The organism is Enterobacter sp. 4974935, assembly GCF_058661735.1.
In genome coordinates this window covers 2723391-2740382 of sequence record NZ_JBZWGT010000003.1, presented here as the reverse complement: position 1 = coordinate 2740382, position 16992 = coordinate 2723391, and the positions used below count along the sequence as shown (strand labels likewise).

At 54.0% G+C, this 16992-nt stretch carries 19 protein-coding genes, 2 tRNA genes and 1 riboswitch; of the genes, 8 read left to right on the top strand and 13 right to left on the bottom strand.

Annotated elements, in window-relative coordinates:
• Positions 1-37: 37 nt before the first annotated feature.
• Together mgsA and csgI are read right to left on the bottom strand one after the other, a co-directional pair.
• Complete coding sequence (gene mgsA, locus AC4OVS_RS14525; RefSeq protein ID WP_003858146.1) at positions 38-496, bottom strand: methylglyoxal synthase; 459 nt, start codon at positions 494-496, stop codon at positions 38-40.
• 80 nt (positions 497-576) lie between these two features.
• Complete coding sequence (gene csgI / locus AC4OVS_RS14520) at positions 577-1239, bottom strand: curli synthesis inhibitor (protein ID WP_023305822.1); 663 nt, start codon at positions 1237-1239, stop codon at positions 577-579.
• 171 nt (positions 1240-1410) lie between these two features.
• Here csgI and AC4OVS_RS14515 point away from each other — a divergent pair, with 171 nt between their 5' ends.
• Entirely contained in the window at positions 1411-1824 is a 414-nt protein-coding gene (locus AC4OVS_RS14515; protein ID WP_006809337.1) for a CoA-binding protein, read from the top strand.
• A 32-nt stretch (positions 1825-1856) separates the two neighbouring features.
• Here the strand turns inward: AC4OVS_RS14515 and hspQ are convergent, their stop codons facing one another.
• Together hspQ and rlmI are read right to left on the bottom strand one after the other, a co-directional pair.
• Positions 1857-2174, bottom strand: coding sequence for a heat shock protein HspQ (hspQ, locus tag AC4OVS_RS14510; RefSeq protein ID WP_003858136.1), 318 nt, complete (start codon positions 2172-2174; stop codon positions 1857-1859).
• 60 nt (positions 2175-2234) lie between these two features.
• Positions 2235-3425: a 23S rRNA (cytosine(1962)-C(5))-methyltransferase RlmI gene (gene rlmI / locus AC4OVS_RS14505; protein ID WP_491922523.1), complete on the bottom strand. Its 1191-nt coding sequence runs from the start codon at positions 3423-3425 to the stop codon at positions 2235-2237.
• A gap of 93 nt (positions 3426-3518) precedes the next feature.
• On the opposite strand from rlmI, the gene yccX reads away from it, so the two are divergent.
• Entirely contained in the window at positions 3519-3800 is a 282-nt protein-coding gene (gene yccX, locus AC4OVS_RS14500) for an acylphosphatase (protein ID WP_003858131.1), read from the top strand.
• Here yccX and tusE read toward each other — a convergent pair.
• Positions 3797-4126 (bottom strand): sulfurtransferase TusE, encoded by a 330-nt coding sequence (gene tusE / locus AC4OVS_RS14495; RefSeq protein WP_003858129.1) that lies wholly within the window; start codon positions 4124-4126, stop codon positions 3797-3799. The two genes, yccX and tusE, sit on opposite strands and share 4 nt — an antisense overlap.
• Before the next feature lie 88 nt (positions 4127-4214).
• Positions 4215-4874, bottom strand: coding sequence for an FtsH protease modulator YccA (yccA, locus tag AC4OVS_RS14490; protein ID WP_003858127.1), 660 nt, complete (start codon positions 4872-4874; stop codon positions 4215-4217).
• 270 nt (positions 4875-5144) lie between these two features.
• Here yccA and AC4OVS_RS14485 point away from each other — a divergent pair, with 270 nt between their 5' ends.
• Both AC4OVS_RS14485 and AC4OVS_RS14480 read left to right on the top strand, forming a co-directional pair.
• Positions 5145-6773: an ABC transporter substrate-binding protein gene (locus AC4OVS_RS14485; RefSeq protein WP_481241735.1), complete on the top strand. Its 1629-nt coding sequence runs from the start codon at positions 5145-5147 to the stop codon at positions 6771-6773.
• Between the two features lie 144 nt (positions 6774-6917).
• Positions 6918-7005, top strand: a tRNA-Ser gene (locus AC4OVS_RS14480).
• On the opposite strand, the gene AC4OVS_RS14475 is transcribed toward AC4OVS_RS14480, so the two are convergent.
• Genes AC4OVS_RS14475 through AC4OVS_RS14465 form a run of 3 tightly spaced genes read right to left on the bottom strand, consistent with a single transcriptional unit; the run spans position 6992 to position 9860 of the window.
• Positions 6992-7828, bottom strand: coding sequence for an ABC transporter ATP-binding protein (locus AC4OVS_RS14475; RefSeq protein ID WP_227022515.1), 837 nt, complete (start codon positions 7826-7828; stop codon positions 6992-6994). The genes AC4OVS_RS14480 and AC4OVS_RS14475 overlap by 14 nt on opposite strands.
• Entirely contained in the window at positions 7825-8856 is a 1032-nt protein-coding gene (locus AC4OVS_RS14470) for a FecCD family ABC transporter permease (protein ID WP_063849357.1), read from the bottom strand. The genes AC4OVS_RS14475 and AC4OVS_RS14470 overlap by 4 nt, the downstream gene beginning before the upstream one ends.
• On the bottom strand, positions 8853-9860 hold the full coding sequence (locus tag AC4OVS_RS14465) for an ABC transporter substrate-binding protein (RefSeq protein WP_491922522.1): 1008 nt from the start codon (positions 9858-9860) through the stop codon (positions 8853-8855). Before AC4OVS_RS14465 ends, AC4OVS_RS14470 begins: the two co-directional genes overlap by 4 nt.
• 173 nt (positions 9861-10033) lie before the next feature.
• On the opposite strand from AC4OVS_RS14465, the gene AC4OVS_RS14460 reads away from it, so the two are divergent.
• Positions 10034-11647, top strand: coding sequence for a mechanosensitive ion channel family protein (locus tag AC4OVS_RS14460; protein ID WP_491922521.1), 1614 nt, complete (start codon positions 10034-10036; stop codon positions 11645-11647).
• A 31-nt stretch (positions 11648-11678) separates the two neighbouring features.
• Here the strand turns inward: AC4OVS_RS14460 and AC4OVS_RS14455 are convergent, their stop codons facing one another.
• Positions 11679-12206, bottom strand: a complete 528-nt coding sequence (locus tag AC4OVS_RS14455; protein ID WP_023305829.1) for a helix-turn-helix domain-containing protein — start codon at positions 12204-12206, stop codon at positions 11679-11681.
• Between the two features lie 17 nt (positions 12207-12223).
• On the bottom strand, positions 12224-13075 hold the full coding sequence (locus AC4OVS_RS14450) for a hypothetical protein (RefSeq protein WP_023299756.1): 852 nt from the start codon (positions 13073-13075) through the stop codon (positions 12224-12226).
• Positions 13076-13352: 277 nt separating this feature from the next.
• On the opposite strand from AC4OVS_RS14450, the gene AC4OVS_RS14445 reads away from it, so the two are divergent.
• Positions 13353-13440, top strand: a tRNA-Ser gene (locus AC4OVS_RS14445).
• Positions 13441-13482: 42 nt separating this feature from the next.
• Here AC4OVS_RS14445 and AC4OVS_RS14440 read toward each other — a convergent pair.
• Positions 13483-14484, bottom strand: coding sequence for a magnesium transporter (locus AC4OVS_RS14440; RefSeq protein WP_063146141.1), 1002 nt, complete (start codon positions 14482-14484; stop codon positions 13483-13485).
• Between the two features lie 60 nt (positions 14485-14544).
• Positions 14545-14714: riboswitch (M-box (ykoK) riboswitch) on the bottom strand.
• A gap of 158 nt (positions 14715-14872) precedes the next feature.
• Here AC4OVS_RS14440 and AC4OVS_RS14435 point away from each other — a divergent pair.
• Positions 14873-15373 (top strand): DedA family protein, encoded by a 501-nt coding sequence (locus tag AC4OVS_RS14435; protein WP_045308873.1) that lies wholly within the window; start codon positions 14873-14875, stop codon positions 15371-15373.
• Positions 15374-15478: 105 nt separating this feature from the next.
• A complete protein-coding gene (agp, locus tag AC4OVS_RS14430) occupies positions 15479-16720 on the top strand; it encodes a bifunctional glucose-1-phosphatase/inositol phosphatase (protein ID WP_063146140.1) in 1242 nt (413 codons plus the stop codon).
• A gap of 32 nt (positions 16721-16752) precedes the next feature.
• Here agp and AC4OVS_RS14425 read toward each other — a convergent pair whose 3' ends face one another.
• Positions 16753-16980 carry a YccJ family protein gene (locus AC4OVS_RS14425; RefSeq protein WP_022647674.1) on the bottom strand — a complete coding sequence of 76 codons (228 nt, stop codon included), beginning with the start codon at positions 16978-16980 and terminating at the stop codon, positions 16753-16755.
• Positions 16981-16992 lie beyond the last annotated feature (12 nt).

Below are 16992 nucleotides of genomic sequence, written 5' to 3'. Positions count from 1 at the left end.
TGTAGGCCCGGTAAGCGCAGCGCCACCGGGCAAAAAACTACTTCAGTCTCTCCGCAAGATAACGCTGATAATCCGGGATCAAAATCTCCACCGGATCGTTAAACTGCGGCGATTCAATGATGAAATCTGCCGTTGAAAGATTGGTGGCTACCGGAATGTTCCATACCGTCGCCAGACGCAGCAGCGCTTTAACGTCCGGATCATGCGGAACTGCGTTCAGCGGATCCCAGAAGAATATCAGAACGTCAATTTTACCTTCCGAAATCTGAGCGCCGACCTGCTGGTCACCCCCCATCGGGCCGCTCAGCATGGCATTCACTTCCAGACCGGTTTCGCGGTGGATCAGGTTGCCGGTTGTTCCCGTGGCAGAAAGGGCATGATGCTGTAAAAGAGGCTGATGGCGACGAACCCAGTTAAGCAGCATTTGTTTACAGTGATCGTGCGCAACCAGAGCAATGTGCTTGCGCGCCGGAAGTGTGCGTGTTGTCAGTTCCATAATCTTATCCGTGAGGTTACCTCGCTACACGATGACGGGAACTGACTGATGCTGCAAGAGAAAGGACGAAAAAATGTGGCTTACGACGAAGGTTGTCGTTTCGCCCATTGCAGAAAACGGGCGCGCGTGTCCGGATCGGCATTCTGGAACCAGAATTTGAGGCGTTGCTCAGTAAGAGTCTGCGACTGAGGAGGGAGTACATCCAGCTCCGATACGCCCGAAAGCAGGGTACTGTCATCCGCCATCATGGTGGCGAACTGGGGCAGGGAGGCGCGCCTGCTGGCTCTGTTATAGATCTCCGTGTCCGCTTCGTAATCTGTTCCTTTTGGCCTTTTTGTCAGCGCCAGGATATCCAGCTTTACCGGGATGGGCATAGAATCCCCGTCCACCAGCTCAATGCGCGGTGAGGCATCAAATGCCAGTGACTCTTTTTCTGTTTCAAGGTGCGGGAGACGAAAATTGACCTGGCTGATGCGTTGGGTATTAAAGCTGACCACCAGCGGAGGCGAAATGTACACCTGCTGTTCGTTGTCGGCGAGGCGAATCGTCTTTTCAACCCGAAAAACCACCTGATGCGGGCCATTATCCAGCTCGATGCTGTCTGCGCCCCGCAGCAGGGAGCTGGAGACTTTTTTCCCGTCCAGCACCAGCAGGTCAATGTCGGTTGAGAGTCTGAGGGTGGTTGCGAAAACACAAACCGGCATGATTAACGCAACCACAGCCCAGGCAATGCCGGTTTTCATAGCAGACTCCTGTAGACAAACTACCTGGTAAGAATGTATCAAAATTTTTCGATAAACACGTTTACTAACATATAGACATATTCTGCCGTTTTGCCCTCATACTTCTGTATGGGATGCGTGGTTGAGATGTCCGCTTTGACGTACACTTTGAAAAAAACCAGGAGGAACAGCATGAAAGAGAACGACATTGTCGAGATTCTGACGTCCACGCGCACTATCGCGCTGGTCGGCGCCAGCGATAAACCGGATCGCCCAAGCTATCGGGTCATGAAATACCTTCTGGACCAGGGATATCACGTGATCCCGGTCTCGCCTAAGGTGGCGGGGAAAACGCTGCTGGGTCAGCAGGGCTATGCGACGCTCGCGGACGTGCCGGAAAAGGTGGATATGGTGGACGTTTTCCGTAATTCAGAGGCGGCCTGGGGCGTGGCGCAGGAGGCGATCGCCATTGGCGCGAAAACGCTGTGGATGCAGTTGGGCGTGATTAATGAGCAGGCAGCCGTGCTGGCACGCGATGCCGGGCTGAAAGTGGTGATGGATCGCTGTCCGGCAATCGATATTCCCCGTCTGGGGCTGGCAAAATAAAAAAAGCCCGTTTTACGGGCTTTTTTACACCTTTAGTTACGCAGTCTTGGCGCCTGTAACTGTTTGCGGATGGTCTGAGCAAGCTCGTCCATAGTGGGTTGTTCCGGATGCTCATCCTGTAGTTCACCACTCAGCTGCGCTTCGGCAAGATAGGTATGGACAGGCTGACCATCGTCGCCCTCCATAACCACATGATACCAGGGCGCGGCGCGAAGCTCTGCGTCAACGGCCAGATCGTCTGCTGACGGTTCATCAAGGGAATACTCCGGGTCGATATCCACGACCACACCCAAATATCCAAGCAAGGTGTGGCGGACCTGCTGGCCGATACCGAATTTGCTGGCAATCATAGTCACCTCCCGGGAAACATTACATACACACTATGTGCGGGCAATATTTCTCTTTTCAAGTTACATGACGCGACAGGCAAACCCTTTCAGATACAGCCCTTCCGGGTAGGTAGCGATCACCGGATGATCGGCGGCCTGACGGAACTGCTCTATAAATTGTACATCACGACCCGCATCTATTGCGGCATCGGCGATGATTTTTTGGAATAAATCTGTCGTCATCAGGCCAGAGCAGGAGAACGTCAGCAGAACGCCGCCCGGGTTCAGCAGCTGGATCGCCAGCATGTTGATGTCTTTATAGCCACGGCAGGCGCCCATCAGCTGGCTTTTATTTTCTACAAACTTCGGCGGGTCCATCACGATAACGTCAAATTTCTCGCCCTGGTCGCGGTATTTACGCAGCAGTTTGAACACGTCGTCGCGCACAAACTCCGCTTTGCTCAGATCCAGCTTGTTCAGCTCAACGTTCTGTTTCGCCACATCCAGCGCTTCCTGTGAGGTGTCGACGCTCACAACCTGGGCACAACCGCCCATCAGGGCAGAGACCGCAAAGCCGCCGGTATAGGAGAAGCAGTTCAGCACGCGCTTATCGGCAACGTACTGGCGCGTTGCCAGACGGCTGTCACGCTGGTCGAGGTAATAACCGGTCTTATGGCCGGCATGGATATCCACCAGCAGCTTCATGCCGTGCTCCTCGATAGGCAGCAGGGCAGGCGGCAGTTCGCCGGTGACCGGGCCCTGCGTCAGCTCCATGCCCTCTTTTTTACGTACCGCCACGTCGCTGCGGTCGTAAATGGCACATTCCGGGAACAGGGTTTGCAGGGCGCTAATTAGCGCGGCACGCTGGTATTCCGCCCCGGCGCTCAGCAGCTGCAACACCAGGAAATTGCCGAAGCGGTCAATGGTCACGCCCGGCAGCCCGTCGGATTCACCGGCAATCAGACGATAGCTGTCCAGCCCGTCACGCTTTGCCAGCCACTCGCGCCACTGCTGCGCCTGTTGCAGACGACGGACAAAGAAGTCGATATCGATGGCTTCTTCTTTATCGAACGTCCAGACGCGCGCGCGGATCTGAGATGCAGGCGAGTATGCGCCGCGTGCTAACCATTTCCCCTGATGGTCAACAATATCGATGGTTTCACCGAGGCTGGCTTTACCTTCCATGCGGGCAACCGCGCCGGAAAAGACCCAGGGATGGCGGCGCAGTAATGACTTCTCGCGCCCTTTGGCTAACACTAAACGTACACTCATAATTTGCTATTCTGTCGATTCCAATGAAATGGCCGCCATTTTCCCGACTTCAGCGAGGAAATGCAACGCGCCAGTCTGATAAGGAGAAGGATGATGTCAAATGTATGCACCATTGCCTGGGTCCATGGCCTTGTACAGGGCGTCGGATTCCGCTACAGCACCCAGCGCGAAGCCCTTCAGCTCGGACTGACGGGGTATGCGCGTAACATGGATGATGGCAGCGTGGAGGTTGTGGCCTGCGGTGAGGCGGATCGGGTAGAGAAGCTGGTGGCGTGGCTGAAAGCGGGCGGACCGCGCAGCGCGCGGGTTGATAAGGTGCTAACGGAACCGCATCAACCCGGCCGGGAATACGCTGACTTCAGTATTCGCTATTAAATGCATTTTACCGGCTTTGGCAGGCCGGCAATTTTTGTCGCCTGTTTAGCCGGGCCTTTCGGAAACAGGCGATACAGATAACGGCTGTTGCCTTTCTCTTCGCCAAATTTATTCGCCATGGCTTTGACCAGCATGCGGATAGCCGGAGAGGTGTTGAATTCGAGGTAGAATTCGCGCACAAAGCGCACCACTTCCCAGTGTTCCGGGGAGAGGGTAATTCCTTCGTTTTCCGCAATTTTCTCCGCCAGCGCTTCGCTCCACTGGCTGCTCTCTTTCAGATAACCGTCGTTATCGGTTTCGATCTCTTTGCCTTCAAAACTCAACATATTCATTCACGCGTTTGTCAAAAACCGCCTCAGTCTACCAAAAAAACAAAGCCCCGCATAAGCGGGGCTTTGTTCACAGCACGGTGAGTTAATCGCGGCTGGCGAAGCCCAGGATACTCAGCAGGCTGACAAAAATATTGTACAGCGACACATACAGGCTCACGGTGGCGCGGATATAGTTCGTCTCACCGCCGTGAATGATGTTGCTGGTTTCATACAGGATTGCGCCGGATGAAATCAGGATAAACACCGCGCTGATTGCCAGATGCAGAGCAGGCAATTGCAGGAAGATGTTCGCCAGCATACCGACCAGCACAATCACGATACCCGCCATCAGCATACCGCCGAGGAAGGACATGTCCTTACGGGTGGTCAGCACGTAGGCCGAGCAGCAGAAGAACACCAGCGCGGTACCGCCCAGCGCCATACCAATCACGTCGCCCATTCCGGCAGACAGATAGGCGTTCAGGATTGGCCCCAGGATGTAGCCCAGGAAGCCGGTGAAGGCGAAAGCGGAGAGAATACCCACCGGTTTATCCGCGGTTTTATAGGTCAGGAACATCAGACCATACATACCCACCAGCGTCAGGATCAGGCCCGGAGAAGGCAGCATCAGTACGGTGCTGGCCGTCGCGGTGATCGCCGAAAACGCCAGCGTCAGGCTGAGCATGAAATAGGTATTGCGCAGCACCTTATGGGTGCTGAGTAGCGATGTGCGGTCGCGTGAAGAAGTAATTATACGATCCATGAGTCACTCTCTTATGACAGATGTAATTAGCGCAAAGAATAGGAAACGGCGCGGCAGACGCAAAGTGGTTTTACCCATCTTTACTCAGCCCCTTAGGGATTATGCTGGTTTTTTATTCTGGTAAAGCCTTTGTACTCAGAATGAAGTGCGGTATGCAAGGCGTATTCAGATCAACCTCTTATAGGTCACTGAAAAATATTGCGTTATTTCCCTAAGGCCGCTAAGAGTTATTTCCGGATCGTCATAAAAACAGACAATAAGGCGAAGGAAATGAAACCACAAACACGCATGCACTTTACGCTCTCTTTGTTAACCGCAGGGATCCTGTGCGCCAGCACGGCAACCTGGGCGGCTAACGTGCCAGCAGGAACCCAGCTGGCAGATAAGCAGGAACTGGTCAGGAACAACGGCAGTGAACCCGCCTCGCTCGACCCGCATAAAGTCGAAAGCGATGTCGAATTCAATATTATCAGCGATTTATTCGACGGGCTGGTCAGCGTCTCTCCGGCAGGTGAAATCCAGCCGCGCCTGGCGGAGAAATGGGAAAATAAAGATAACACCGTCTGGACTTTCCATCTGCGCCCGGGCATTACCTGGAGCGATGGCACCCCCATCACCGCGGAAGATATTGTCTGGAGCTGGCAGCGACTGGTCGACCCGAAAACCGTCTCTCCGTATGCCAGCTATCCCGGCAGTATGCGTATCGTCAACGGCACTGATATCGCAGAAGGCAAAAAAGCACCCGAGTCGCTGGGCGTGAAAGCCATCAATGACACCACGCTGGAAGTGACGCTCACCCAGCCAAATGCTGCTTTCCTGGCGATGCTGGCTCACCCGTCTCTGGTGCCGATAGATAAAGTCCTGGTAGGTCGTTTCGGTGATAAGTGGACCAAACCGGAGCACTTCGTCAGCAGCGGGGCCTATAAACTGTCACAGTGGGTGGTGAACGAACGCATTGTGGCGGTGCGAAACCCGAAATACTGGGATAACGCACATACCGTCATCAACAAGGTGACCTATCTGCCCATTTCCTCCGAAGCCGCTGACGTCAACCGCTACAAAGCGGGCGAAATCGACATCGCCTACACGGTGCCGATCAACCAGTTTGCTCAGCTGAAGAAAACGCTGGGGAGCGAGCTGGATGTATCGCCGCAGCTTGCCACCTATTATTACGAATTCAACACCACCAGGCCGCCGTTCAGCGACGCCCGCGTGCGTAAGGCGCTGAATCTGGCGCTGGATAAAGATATTATCGCCGGGAAAGTTTTAGGGCAGGGGCAACGCCCGGCATGGCTCATCAGCCAGCCGGATATTGGCGGCGTCAAGTTACAGAACCCTGATTACGCCAGCTGGCCGATGGATAAACGCATTGCCGAGGCGAAAAAACTGCTGGCCGAAGCCGGATTTAACGACAGCCATCCGCTCAGCTTTAATCTCCTCTATAACACCTCGGAATCGCACCAGCGTATTGCGATTGCCGCCAGCTCGATGTGGAAGAAGAACCTCGGCGTAGAGGCGAAGCTGCAAAACCAGGAGTGGAAAACCATGCTTGATACCATGCACACCCATAACTTTGACGCGGTGCGCTACGCCTGGATTGCTGATTACGATGACGCCGCAACCTTCCTGAATAACTTCCGTACCGGTGACAGCCAAAACACCACTCAGTACAGCAATCCGGAATACGATCTGGCTCTGGTGAATGCGGCGAAGGCGAAAACGGCGGAGGAGCGCGGTAAGTTCTACCAGCAGGCAGAAGATCTGCTGGGGCGCGATGTGCCGGCGATCCCTGTCTATCACTACGTGCGCACGCACCTGGTGAAACCGTGGGTAGGGGGCTTCACGCCGGATAAGCTTGGCTACTACTACACCAAAGATATGTACATCAAAAAGCACTAACGATCCGCGGTGGATATTATGCTGGTAAAACGGTCAATCTGTTGGCTATTCAACCGATTAAACGCATTTTGGCTATTTTTAAAGCGAACGAATGCGCGCACCCTTTACAGCGCACGGTGAGGTGTTTATAGTTCGCCTCACTTAGGAAGCGTGGCCGAGCGGTTGAAGGCACCGGTCTTGAAAACCGGCGACCCGAAAGGGTTCTAGAGTTCGAATCTCTACGCTTCCGCCAAATTCAAAACCCCTGCGATAGCAATATCGCAGGGGTTTTTGCTTTTGTTCTGGCTCTCCGCCATGTTACCCATGTTATAGCTTATCGTGATCCCGGCGTCGGCCTTACAGACCTGAGCTTTTACGCACCAGGTATCCGCGATGTTCGAGGGCGTCAGCACCGCTTCGGGCGCACCCGTGGCTGCGATCTGCCCGGCCTTCAGGAGGATCAGACGCTGGCAATAATTGGCCGCAAGATTGAGATCGTGCAGTGCAACCACCACCGTAAGCGGCAGCTGTGAAACGAGCCGCATCAGCTCCAGCTGGTGCTGAATGTCCAGGTGGTTTGTCGGTTCATCGAGCAACAGCACCTGCGGCTGCTGGGCCAGCGCGCGGGCTATCTGACTTCGCTGTCGTTCTCCGCCTGACAAAGAATGCCATCGCCGCTGGCGTAAGCTGCATAACTGCATCAGGCCAATCGCCTGTTCAACCGCAGCCTCATCGTCGCGCGTGGTTCTCTGGAATGTTTTCCGGTAGGGCGTACGCCCCAGCCTGACAATATCCTCAACGGTCAGTTCCCCGTCGACCTCAGCATGTTGCGGGACAAACGCCATGTGCTGCGCCCGTATTTTCAGCGGCATCAAGCCAAGCGTTGTGCCATTAAGCGCAACACGTTCGCTGTGTCGTGGAAACAGCCCGGCGAGGCAGCGCAGCAGCGTGGACTTGCCTGAGCCGTTTGGCCCTAACAGGCCGACAATCTGCCCGGATGGCAGGTCGAGATCGATATCCTTAAGCACCGTCTGCGCCTGTCGGGTTACGGTTAACCCGGCCACTGTAATATTCATGGATGCTCCTTTCGGTTTTGATAAAGCAACGCCACAAAGACGGGGGCGCCCACCAGCGCAGTCACCACCCCGATGGGCAGAACCTGGTGCACGATCAGCGTGCGTGAGACGATATCGGCAAGGATCATAAAGTGGGCGCCGATGAGAAACGTCAGCGGGATCGAGCGGCGATGGCCCGGCCCGCATAGCATGCGCGTCACATGGGGAATGACCAGCCCGACAAAACCCACTGCGCCTGTGGTGCTCACCAACGTGGCGGTGACAACGGCACAGGTCAGCAATAAGACAATACGCACGGCGGTAACCGGGATCCCCAGCGTGGTGGAGACCTCATCCCCGAAGGTGAAGGTGTCCAGCGCCCGGGAAAAGAGCAATACCACCAGTAAACCCGCAAGCGTAACGGCCAGCGCCAGCAGCGCGTCAGGCCAGCGCACGCCGCTCAGACTCCCCATCAGCCAGAACATGACGCTACGGGACTGCTCGGCATTGGCGGACGTGCTGACGACGTACGCGGTCATGGCGTTGAAGAGCTGGGTGCCCGCAATACCGGCCAGCAAAATGCGCGACGGGCTTTCACTCATCCCGTTTGTAATCACCATGATGAGCGCAAAGGCGGCGCAGGAGCCGACAAACGCACCGCTGCTCACGCCAATCACGCTTCCCCCCATGCCGAGAAGCATCACGCAGACGGCCCCCAGCGAGGCGCCCGCGGAAATCCCCAACAGATAAGGCTCAGCCAGAGGGTTACGCAGGATCGACTGTAACACCAGCCCGCACAGCGCCAGGCCACCGCCGCTGCACGCGGCCATCACTGCCCGGCTCATGCGATATTGCCAGACGATACCCTCCTCCGTTTGTGGCAACGCATAAGAGGTCAAACCCAGTCCGTTGAGGATCGCTTTCCCGGTACTGGCATACGACACCGGCATATCACCGATACTGGCGGCAAAAACCAGCATTAGCGGCAGCGCCATGACGCCTGCTGCCAGTAAACCTTGCTGGCGGCGGTCAAAAGCGAAATGACTCATTGTTCATCCTGGAAAGAAGCCAGCCGATCGCTGATAAGCTCAACCGCATCGACGTTACGTAATGAAGGGTTTAACGACATCGCCGGCACCACAATAATGTGGTTGTTCCTGACCGCAGGCATGTTCTTCGTCACCGGGTCATTACGCAAGAATGCTTTTTTTACCTCAACGTCATCGGCAGGGTAGAGCCTGCGGGACATCCCGGCGATAACAATCACGTCCGGCTGCGACTGGGCAATATGTTCCCACGTTACAGCCGGCCATTCGTCATGAGAGTCAATAATGTTCTTCAACCCCAGCGTGCGGCTGATCCAGCCAGGCGCGCCGTAATTCCCCGCCACCCAGGGATCGCCATTCAGACGGCTACTTGAGAACCAGAATACGACGCGAAGCGGTTTCGCTGAGACGCGCGCCTTGGCCTTTTTGATACGTTCCGTCAGCGTATGATTAAGCTGCTCACCTCGCGCGGAAACATCAAATATCGTCGCCAGATCTGTCACTTCCCGTGTGATTTCGGCCAGCGAAAACGGCGCGCTGCGTGCTCCGTCTGCGTTTGACTTTTCCGTCACCGCTTTATCCGTGCAGTCGGCAGGAGAGATCCACGTATTAATCCCCATCGAGGCAAACTGCTCACGGGTGCCCACTTCTCCCTGCGGACCAATGTGCCAGTGATACTGCGCGAGAACGAGCTCAGGTTTCTGTCCCACCACGGCTTCAAATGAGGGGGAATTATCTGCAAGCCGGGGGATATTTTTCCCGGCATCTGCCAGCGGATCCGGGAGCTTGCCGAACCAGACCGACGTTGCGGCGATCTTTTTCTCCAGCCCCAGTGCGAGCAGTAATTCTGTTTCATGCTGTCCCACGGTCACGACGCGCTGAGGAGCCTGCGCAAAGGTCTGCTTTACGCCGCAATTTTCAATCGTGAGGGGCCAGGAGGTTGCTGAGAAAGCGGCAGGCGCCGTGGAGAGCAATAAAGCCAGAAATAACCCTTTTTTAAGTAACATAGAACATAATCCCAAATTGTTATGTTATAACATAATACATATATTGTGATTGAGAGCAACACGCTCACCGTCGCTTGTTGCAGAAACGAAAGGCTGGACTATTCTCAACATACCCACCTGGCATTCGCGGGTTGCCTGAAAAACAACAAGATTTCTGATCTGGGGTAGTGAGGATGAAAAAGATCCTGCTCGCGTTTGCGTTCTGTTTTGCCTCCCTGAGCGCCTTCTCATCGTATGCCGCTGAGCCCCGCCAGGCGCCTTCTGAGCAGGAGCGCGCCCGGACGGTCTATATTTTTCATCAGCCGATCGTCATGCTTCAGGCGAAATTTGGCCTGACCACGCCGGAGGAGCGCGTTTTACGCATCCGCAACACCCTGCGCAATTTTACCGAGGCGGACGTGCGTGAGCCGCTCACTATCGTCCCCGTGACCCGCTATAACCAGCAGGGGCGGCTGATCGTGATGAACGGTAAGCCCGTGATGCTGCTGACGGAAGGGGATTTGGACGAAGGGGACGATCTCACCCTCGATCAGGCCGCGCAGCGCGTGCTGGCGCGCATGGAAGCGCAGAGAATGGCGCTGCGCGATCAATACGATACCGGCTGGCTGGCGCTGTCGACGGTAAAAGCTGCCGCTGGCCTGCTGGCGCTTTTGCTGCTCTGCTATGGCGCCTGGCGATCCTGGCGCTGGTTTCGACGCGTCTACCGTCTGCGTATTGTGGAGAATCGCAGCCGGGTGCCGCAAAGCTGGCGGCGGTACATTGGCGCCATTGAGATTCGGCTTTACGCCTTGCTGATGTTCCTGCTGGGTTTAATCGGCTTTTACGTCTGGCTGAGCTGGGCATTCAGTCTGTTTCCGTGGACGCGGGTGTGGGGCACGTCGCTGGGAGACTGGTCGCTTCGCGTGGTGCAGCAAATTGTCCTGGCGATTGTCTCGGCTTTGCCGGGGCTGACGATTGTTCTGATCATTTTCCTCATTACCGCTTTTATTCTGAAGCTGCTGAGGATGGTGCTGAATCAGGTGGAGGCTGGTCGTCTGCAACTTCCCGGCGTACATCCGGAAACCGTGGGGGCAACCCGTAAGCTCATTTCCGTCGCCGTCTGGCTATTTGCTCTCTCCGCTGCCTGGCCGTTTCTCCCCGGCGCAAACTCACTGGCGTTTAAAGGTATTAGCGTCTTCTTCGGCCTGATGTTAACGCTGGGTTCGGCAGGGGTGATGAACCATGCCATGAGCGGTCTGGTCCTGATTTACTCCCGCGCACTGCGTAAAGGCGATGTCATTCGGGTGGCGGATAACGAAGGTAAGGTCAGTGAAATAGGCATGCTGGCGACCAAAATTATTACCCGGGAAAATTATGTCGTTACCGTGCCCAATGCGGTGGTGGTGAGCGGTAAGATCACCAACCTTAGCGCGCTACAGCCTGATGGCAGCCTCAATCTGACGGTCAGCGTCACTATTGGTTATGACACCCCATGGCGCCAGGTGCATGCCATGCTGGAGCTGGCCGCGAAACGGGCAAAAGGGATTGATCTTTCTGAGCCGCCGCTGGTGCGCCAGTTAGGGTTAATGGACTGGTATATCGCCTACGAGTTGCAGGTTCGTCTGCTGCCCGACCAGTCCCTCGCGGTTGCCCGCAATGAACTGCATAGCCAGATACAGGATGTGTTTAACGAATTTAACGTGCAGATCATGTCTCCGAATTTTGTTATGCAGCCAGAGGGCAGCGTAATGGTTGCCAAAGAGAACTGGTATACCGAGCCCGCCAAACCCCCTCAGGGCGAAACCTGAGGCCCCGGTTTTCTCGAGGTAAGGCAAAAGATCACAGTTTCTGATCGACAATCGCCGATTTTATACGGGTCATCGCCAGAATGTTTTTTGAACGCATATTCAATTTCTCGAGGATCCTCACGCGGTAGGTGCTGGTCGTTTTTTGTGACAGTTGCAGCTTTTTCGCGATTTCATGATTTTCCATATGGAAAAGCTTTAGCACGTCATATTCGCGTCGGGTAAAGGAGTGTGTCCTGAGCGCCCGATAAAAGCGCATCAGCTGCTGAAAAGGGTGAGCAGTAAAATGCATCGACGAATAGATAATATTATCAATTCTCACCGCGCTGTTGGCTTCTATCTCATGCATCAGGACAATGTAATCACGCTTGACTTTTTTGACCTGCTGAATGGTTTTATTGCGTAACTTATCCTGTTCAATCGCAATGATAAAATCTAGCTCAGGATCGACCTCATAAAGATGGTGAATATCCTCCTCATCGCGAATCAAATGGGTAGATGTCAGTGAGCTTGAGACACCGTGGCAAAGGTAATAGTTATCGCTGATAAAAATAAAATTCATAATTAATGGGCAGGGTATTAGATAAAATTCATTAAAAATCTGAGAGGCTTAATCTGTAGTATTTTCTGCCAGACAGCGGCGAGGTCGACGACCCCGGCCATCGACAGCAGAACCAGAATAATCAGCAGCGTAGATAGCGTTATCGCAAACATAAAACGCGTAATTTTTTTCTGCATTTTTTGCTGATGCGTTACCCGCTGGTCCTCTTTTTCATACTCGACCATGGTGGTAATAGCCTGGCCCTGCACGTAGTACACCTTACCCTCTTCGCTGAGATCGCCCGTGATCACGAGCGACTCAAGTAACAGCGCGATTTTTCTGCTAAACGACTCATTTTTGATATGTTTATACCAAAGTGTGCCGTAAAGCATGGCGATCACTTCCCGCTGGGTGAAACCAGACGAAACGCGCGAAGGGCGCTGGTTGACGTAGTCGGTCACCAGCAGCCTGAGCAAGTTGTAACGGTCCCGGCTGATGGTTTCTGAATCAGATTTCAGGCCAGAAATACAGCGCCCTTTCAGACGAGCCAGGGCCGTTTTTAAGGTGATGATTTTCGTATAATGGTCAAAGGCAAACGGGATAATGCCTTTGTAAGCCTGAAACCCATTGCGCTTATAGTGAATGATTTCAGCCTGCATTTCGCTGATATCTTCCACGCTCATACTGACATCTTCGCTTTTATGCATCGGGCAGAGCACAACGTTGCTGCTTTCGTGCTTCTTCAGAATATAACGCGTATTGTCGGCATCTTTTAAGTACACCAGAAAATAGTCATGCGGGTTGTTTTTTTGCGCACCGTTCTGGATCAGCCACGGCAGAAATTTACGCCAGAGAATAAGTCTGTAGTTATCGGTATCGAATAATTTCATGGAAAATCTCTTATCGCAGTGACCTGCGTGAATAGGGTCTTACAAGGGCATATTGAGGTGGTAATGTTGCACGGATAAGCTGCGGTGTATGAAAAAGAGTCTAGATCACAAACTTTCATTCTAATAAGTTTATGTGATGTAAAAATAAATGTTTACATTTTAGCCAGCCGATGACGAAGAAGTGATCGGAGCGGAAGGGAATGACGCAAGAAGCTCAACGTAATGCAATTTCCTGCTTTACATCATGCTCAGAGATGTTTATAGTGCGCCTCACTTTGGAAGCGTGGCCGAGCGGTTGAAGGCACCGGTCTTGAAAACCGGCGACCCGAAAGGGTTCTAGAGTTCGAATCTCTACGCTTCCGCCAAATTCGAAAACCCTGCGATAGCAATATCGCAGGGTTTTTTCGTTATTCCAGCCCCAGCGTATACTGTGCGATTTTGAAGTAGATAATGAGCCCGGTACCGTCGATCAGCGTGGCGATAAACGGCGCGGAAACGACCGCCGGGTCGATTTTGCAGCGTTTCAATACCATCGGGATCACCGATGAGACAATGGCGCTCCACAGCGTAATGCAGACCAGCGTCAGGCTGACGATAAGCGTGATTTCCATCCCAATGCCCATCATCCAGGCACGAACGCAGCCCGTCAGGCCTAGCGTGGCGGCAATCATTAACGAGGTGCTCATCTCTTTGCGCAACACGCGACCCACGTCGCGAAGGTGGACTTCACCCAGCGCCATGGCGCGCACCAGCGTCGAGGTAATCTGCGTCCCGCTGTTTCCGCCGGTGCCAATCAGCAGCGGAATAAAGAACGCCAGCGCAATGGCGGATTCCAGCGCCTCTTCAAAATGCTGGATCACCGAGCTGGTATACGCTTCCGCGACAAACAGCAGCAGCAGCCAGACGGAGCGTTTCTTCCACAGGCTAAAGGCGCTGGTTTCCAGATAGGGCTTCTCCAGCGGCAGCGTTGCCCCCTGAAGCTGGGCATCTTCAGTAACGTCATCTTCCAGCAGATGGGCGATTTCACGCTCGGTAAGGCAGCCCACCAGCTTGCCGTGGGTCACCACCGGTACGACATCCGCACCTGCGTGCGCCAGCAACCCGGCGACATCCGCCCGCTCATCTTCCGGTTTAAGCTGGATAAAATCCGATATCATCAGACCTTTAACGGGCTGTACGGTATCCGTGGCCTGCAATAATTTACGTACGGCAATCAAACCCGCGAGGCGACCGTTGTCTTCGATAAAAATATGTGACGGAATATCATCATCTTTTAATTTTTCAAAGAATTGCTCGCGTGCCAGAGCCACGCATAATGAAATATCAATAACAATAAAATCGGTATTCATATATTGTGCGATGGCGCTGTCGTTAAAAGCCAGATTTTGGTTGTGAATAGCGTAAGACATTGTAACTTCCCTTTGAATAATAAAATCTCTCAGGGGCGAGCAAGACAGGGCATGTCGGAAAGGAGATCCCCACGTCCTGGGTTCAGCACTGTACACCGTATCCCGTAAGGGAAGTTATACTGGCAAAGCCTTGATTCGACAGTGCCTGTTTTACCCTGTGCCGGTTCTCTCGAACCCACCAGAGCGATAACGTGTATTTGTACAGGAGCCTCGCCATAACGAGATCGTTGTAAAACGTGAGGGATAATACGCTGATTTAAAATGGCTGCTGAGGAATTTAAATAATGTTTAAGTATGGTTTAAATGAATATTATTGAATGAATGTTGACGTTTTATTTAACTATTTTCACTTCTAATGGGGAATTCTGATGTTACCGGGGAGAGTAAAATGGCATGGCTGGACACGCTGCTGGATCATTTTGCGCATTATCCAACGCATCTCTTCGCGTTGCTCGTTGTTATGGCACTGAGTAAATCAACGGTACTGATCTCTTCCGTGCTCCCGCCCGCATCGGTCATGCTGCTGGCGGGGATTGCCGTCAGCCAGTCGAGTATGCATCCGGCGCTGACGTGGCTGGCGGTGGTGATGGGCGCTACGGCAGGATCGGTGCTGAATTACCATATCGGCCAGCTGATGGGGCATACCCGGCGAGTGTCACGCTTCACGGCAAAACATGCCGGGAAGTTTTTGCGGGTACAGCACCAGCTGCATAAAAATGGCCTGCTGGTGTTGTTCACCTCGCGTTTCCTGGCGGTACTGCGCTATATCGTGCCGCTGGCGGCGGGCATGCTCAGGCTGAGCGCGATAAAGGTTTACGCCATCAGCCTGCTTTCAGCCTGCGCATGGGCGGCGCTGTATGTCGGTATCGTCACCGGCATCAGCCTCTGAATCAGCGAGTCACGTATTCATCAGTTTGAGAAATGCTTCCCGAAAAACCTGTCACGAATCTGTCACACTCAATGCGACATTAAAAAAACGTGTGAGGAATTAGGGATGAGAAAAGCACTACTTGCAGTTGCCGTGGCAGGTACCCTTGCCGTGACCTTTGGCGCACAGGCGCAGGACACACCGGACGGCTATCAGCTGGAACAGGTACTCATCATGAGCCGCCACAACCTGCGTGCGCCGCTCGCCAATAACGGCAGCGTGCTGGAGCAGTCCACGCCGAAGCAGTGGCCGGAGTGGGACGTCCCGGGTGGACAGCTCACCACCAAAGGGGGCGTACTGGAAGTGTATATGGGTCACTATATACGCGAGTGGCTGGCAGAGCAGGGGATGGTGAAGACGGGTGAATGCCCACCAGCGGATACCGTCTATGCCTACGCCAACAGCCTCCAGCGCACCGTGGCGACCGCGCAGTTCTTTATCACCGGCGCGTTCCCGGGGTGCGATGTGCCTGTGCATCATCAGGAAAAAATGGGCACTATGGACCCCACCTTCAATCCGGTCATTACCGATAATTCCCCTGAGTTTCGTGAGAAAGCGCTGAAAGCAATGGAGACAGAACGGCAGAAAATGCAGCTGGATGAAAGCTACAAACTGCTGGAGCTGCTGACAAACTATAGCGACTCGCCGTCCTGCAAGGAGAAAAAAGTCTGTTCCCTGACGGAGGCGAAAGATACGTTCAGCGCCGATTATGAAAAAGAGCCGGGCGTCTCCGGGCCGCTGAAAGTGGGTAACTCGCTGGTGGATGCGTTCACCCTACAGTATTACGAAGGATTCCCGGCAGACCAGGTGGCATGGGGGGAAATCAAAACCGATCAGCAGTGGCGCGTGCTGTCGAAGCTGAAAAACGGCTACCAGGACTCGCTGTTTACCTCGACGGACGTGGCGCAGAACGTGGCTAAACCGTTGGTGAAGTACATTGATAAAGCGCTGGTGACCGAACAGGCCAAAGCGCCAAAAATTACCCTGCTGGTGGGGCACGACTCCAACATTGCCTCGCTGCTGACCGCGCTGGATTTCAGGCCGTATCAGCTGCACGACCAGCAGGAACGAACCCCGATTGGCGGTAAAATTGTCTTCCAGCGCTGGCATGACAAAAACACTAACCAGGAGCTGATGAAAATTGAGTATGTCTACCAGAGTTCTGAGCAGTTGCGTAATGCCAGCGTGCTGTCGCTGCAATCTCCTGCGCAGCGCGTGACGCTGGAGCTGAAGGGCTGTCCGGTAGATGGCAACGGCTTCTGTCCGATCGATAGATTCAATGCGGTGATGAACAACGCGGCGAAATAGAAGAAAACCCCCCGCGCGGGCGGGGGGAACATTCAGACGTTTTTACGTTCGATGGTTTGCTCGCCCCAGAACAGCGAGTCTTTGTCGGTTTTTTCGAAAGCGCGAACCAGCACTTCATCGTTGCCTTCTTCCCAAATCTGCTCAGCCAGCTTTTCGTCATACCTGGCGACTTCAAAGATGGCTTCTGCAATCTCCGGAGAGGTATTGCGTAAACTTGCCCATTCGCCCACGTGGTGAGCTTTGGATTCTTGAGTTGGCATACTTGTCCTCCT